Origin of the sequence: Polaromonas sp. (assembly GCF_049790275.1) — a bacterium.
Classification (GTDB): Bacteria; Pseudomonadota; Gammaproteobacteria; order Burkholderiales; family Burkholderiaceae_C; genus Polaromonas.
In genome coordinates, this window is the sequence record NZ_JBAQYR010000029.1 from 1 (window position 1) to 3073 (window position 3073).

General features: G+C 64.1%; 6 protein-coding genes. 2 read left to right on the forward strand and 4 right to left on the reverse strand.

What is annotated here, in order from left to right:
• Positions 1 to 43: 43 nt before the first annotated feature.
• From WA904_RS03545 to WA904_RS03560, 4 genes are all read right to left on the reverse strand, one after another.
• Positions 44 to 601, reverse strand: coding sequence for a DsbA family protein (locus WA904_RS03545; RefSeq protein WP_425195745.1), 558 nt, complete (start codon positions 599 to 601; stop codon positions 44 to 46).
• 72 nt (positions 602 to 673) lie between these two features.
• A complete protein-coding gene (trxC, locus tag WA904_RS03550) occupies positions 674 to 1111 on the reverse strand; it encodes a thioredoxin TrxC (protein WP_425195746.1) in 438 nt (145 codons plus the stop codon).
• A 24-nt stretch (positions 1112 to 1135) separates the two neighbouring features.
• Positions 1136 to 1366 carry a hypothetical protein gene (locus WA904_RS03555; protein ID WP_077594459.1) on the reverse strand — a complete coding sequence of 77 codons (231 nt, stop codon included), beginning with the start codon at positions 1364 to 1366 and terminating at the stop codon, positions 1136 to 1138.
• Positions 1353 to 1706 carry a hypothetical protein gene (locus WA904_RS03560; RefSeq protein ID WP_425195747.1) on the reverse strand — a complete coding sequence of 118 codons (354 nt, stop codon included), beginning with the start codon at positions 1704 to 1706 and terminating at the stop codon, positions 1353 to 1355. The genes WA904_RS03555 and WA904_RS03560 overlap by 14 nt, the downstream gene beginning before the upstream one ends.
• Before the next feature lie 409 nt (positions 1707 to 2115).
• Here WA904_RS03560 and WA904_RS03565 point away from each other — a divergent pair, with 409 nt between their 5' ends.
• Together WA904_RS03565 and mnmD are read left to right on the forward strand one after the other, a co-directional pair.
• Positions 2116 to 2388 carry an oxidative damage protection protein gene (locus WA904_RS03565; RefSeq protein WP_293593270.1) on the forward strand — a complete coding sequence of 91 codons (273 nt, stop codon included), beginning with the start codon at positions 2116 to 2118 and terminating at the stop codon, positions 2386 to 2388.
• Between the two features lie 129 nt (positions 2389 to 2517).
• A partial coding sequence (gene mnmD, locus WA904_RS03570; RefSeq protein WP_425195748.1) for a tRNA (5-methylaminomethyl-2-thiouridine)(34)-methyltransferase MnmD occupies positions 2518 to 3073 on the forward strand: 556 nt, incomplete at its 3' end.

Consider the following 3073-nt stretch of genomic DNA (forward strand, 5'->3'; position numbering starts at 1 on the left):
CGCGGCCGCTTTGCAGCCGACGCTCCTTCTGCCGCGCAGACTCCTAGGCCTGGCCGGCAGCCAGCAAGGCCTTATCGATCGCCTCGTGCAAGTGGTGCAGGCCGAATGACACGTCGGTGTACACGCCGTTGACATAAAACGTCGGCGTGCCGCGCAGGCCGAGGTGCTGTCCGCTTTGCAGGTGCTCCTGCACGCGCTGCAGGTAGACGTGGTCTTTCATTTCGTATTCGTAGCGCGCCATGTCCAGGCCCAGCAGGCGGGCATGGTCCAGCAGGTGTTTTTCTTTCAGGTGCTGCTGGTCTTCGAACAGCAGGTCATGGAAAGGCCAGAACCTGCCCTGGGCACCCGCTGCTTCGGCCGCCTCGGCTGCCAGCTCCGCCTCCGGGTGGGCCGCGCGCTGGGGATAGTGGCGGTAAACAAAACACAGGTCGCAGCCGAAATGGGCGAGCATGATTTTCAGCGCGCCATGCGCCTGGGCGCAGGACGGGCACTGGAAGTCGCCGTACTCCACCAGCGTCACCCGGGCCGACGCGGGGCCGAGAATGTGGTCAGTCGCCTCGTCCGGCTGCAGCGCCGGGTCCGGCCTGGTGTGCTCGTTCATGAAAATCCCCTTCGGACTTTGATGGACTCTTGAATGCCCGGCATGCATGGCCCGCGCCGCGCTTGCAGGGTTTCAGCCGGTATGCGCCCGCGTCCAGCGCACGATATCGGCCGCTCCCATGGCGCCAGGCTGGCGCGCGACCTCGCGGCCGCCCACAAACAGCGCCAGGGTCGGAATGCTGCGGATGTTGAAACGTGCGCCCAGGTTGCGGGCTTCTTCGGTGTTGACCTTGGCTACACGCACAGCGGGCTCGAGCTGCGCCGCCGCCTGCTCATAGGCCGGCGCCATCTGCAGGCAGGGGCCGCACCAGGGCGCCCAGAAATCGACAAGCACGGGAATCTGGCTGCGCGCGATGTGGCGGTCAAACGCGGCTTCGTCGAAGCTTGCCGGGTGCCCGGTGAACAGTGCCTGGTGGCAGTTGCCGCAGTCTGGCGCGTTCGCCAGGTCGGCGCTTTTCACGCGGTTGGTCGTGTGGCAGTGCGGGCACACGATGTGCATCGGATCCGTCATCGGACTTCCTCGCGTGCTTGTGTGTCAGCTGCCGGCTTCGTCCAGCGCCTTGCACGAAGGCGCACACACGGCGTGGGACTTGCCCAGCACCTTGCGTGTGCCCATCTGAGAGCGGGGACGGTGTTTGCCGCACATGAAGCACGACATCGTGGCGGCGCCGAAAGAGGCGGATGCCACGAACGGGGAGCCCGACACCTTGGACTTGTAACGCAGTCCGTCGGCGAGGACGGTGGTTTTGGCATCAGCTCTGGCCATGGGTGTTTCCTTGGTTGGGTTGGCGCATTGCGCGCTCTATGGCTTGCCTGGCCTGCCGCTCGGCAGCCAGCGCCGGATCCAGCGGCGAACGGCAAAGGCCCGCGTGCTGGTAGTGAGCATTTTCGTACATTTCGGCCGCAGCCGGGTGAGTGTCGAGCAAAGCACCCAATTCGGGCCCAGGCTCCGCCTCGCCCAAGGCACCGGCCAGGCGGTTGACCACCGAGCGGTATTGCTCCGCACCCACGGGCACAGCGCTGTGCTCCAGCCGCTCGAGCAGATTGGCCAGCACGTGGGTCACGGTCAGGCTGGCACTGGAAGAAGGGTTCTGGGTTGTGTTCATGCCTCTGAAACTGGGGGCTTTTGGCTGAAAAACAAGCCGCTGGAGCCGGCGTCACTGAATCGCTATGGTTTTAATAGCTGCCAGCGCCCATGCAGAAAGGGCCAGAAGCGAATTTCATTGCAAATTCAGGGCGCTACCGGCTTGGCTGCCGGCGGCGTGGCAGCTGCGCCTGTTTCCGATGTAAATCTGCTTGGGGAAACAGCCTGGCGTACTTGGCGATGGCCGGCGCAGGCCTGCTTGCCAACCCTGCCAGCGCAACGGCTAATGCCGGGCGGCTGGAAACATTCATAAAATGGCGGCGTGGGGTCATGGTCTGCTTTCTGGAAGCTGCGGACCAACACAGGAACGAATCAGATTTCAGTTCTTCATACCCAAAACATCTATAACGACATCTCACGAAGGTAACTACATGGCACGCACCGTCAAATGCATCAAACTGGGCCGCGAAGCCGAGGGCCTGGACTTTCCGCCTTACCCCGGCCCGCTGGGCAAACGCCTGTGGGAAGAAGTCAGCAAGGAAGCCTGGGCCGAATGGATGAAGCAGCAGACCATGCTGGTCAATGAAAACCGCCTGAACCTGGCCGATGCCCGCGCCCGCCAGTACCTGGCCCGCCAGATGGAAAACCACTTTTTTGGCACCGGTGCCGACAAGGTGCAGGGTTACGTCCCCCCAACTGAGTAAATAGGGCCCCCACGTTTGTCGCTGCGCGTACTGCACTGCCCCCCGAGGGGGCCGCTGCGCCTGCGGGCCGGCAAAGCCGGACCCGCGGCCCCTGCTTGAAGGGGATCGCTGTCCTCGGTATGACAACCCATGACTGAGCCTATCGAGTGGTTGCCGGACGGCACGCCTTACAGTCCGCGCTTCGGCGACCGCTACCGCAGCGAGTTGGGCGGGCTGGCGCAGTCGAGGGAAGTGTTCCTCCACGGTTGCGGCCTGCCCGCGCTTTGGGCCGGCCAGCCGCAGTGGCGCATTCTTGAAACCGGCTTCGGGCTGGGTCTTAATTTTCTTGTCACCTGGCAAGCCTGGAAGGCCGACCCGGCGCGCCCGCGCCTGCTGCATTTTGTGAGTGCCGAGGCCTACCCGGCCAGCGCTGCCGATATATTGCATGCCGCGGCCGCCCATCCTGAATTGCTGCTTTTGGCCGAACAGCTGCAGGCCCAGTGCTGGGGTTTGCTGCCAGGGGTGCACCGGCTGGTGTTTGAAAACGGGCAGGTGCTGCTCACCCTCTGTATCGGCGACACCAAGGCGGTACTGCGCGAGCAGGCCTTTGAAGCCGACGCGGTGTACCTGGACGGTTTCAGCCCGGCCAAAAACCCCGGCATGTGGGACATCCACACGCTCAAGGCGGTGGCGCGCTGCTGCCGCC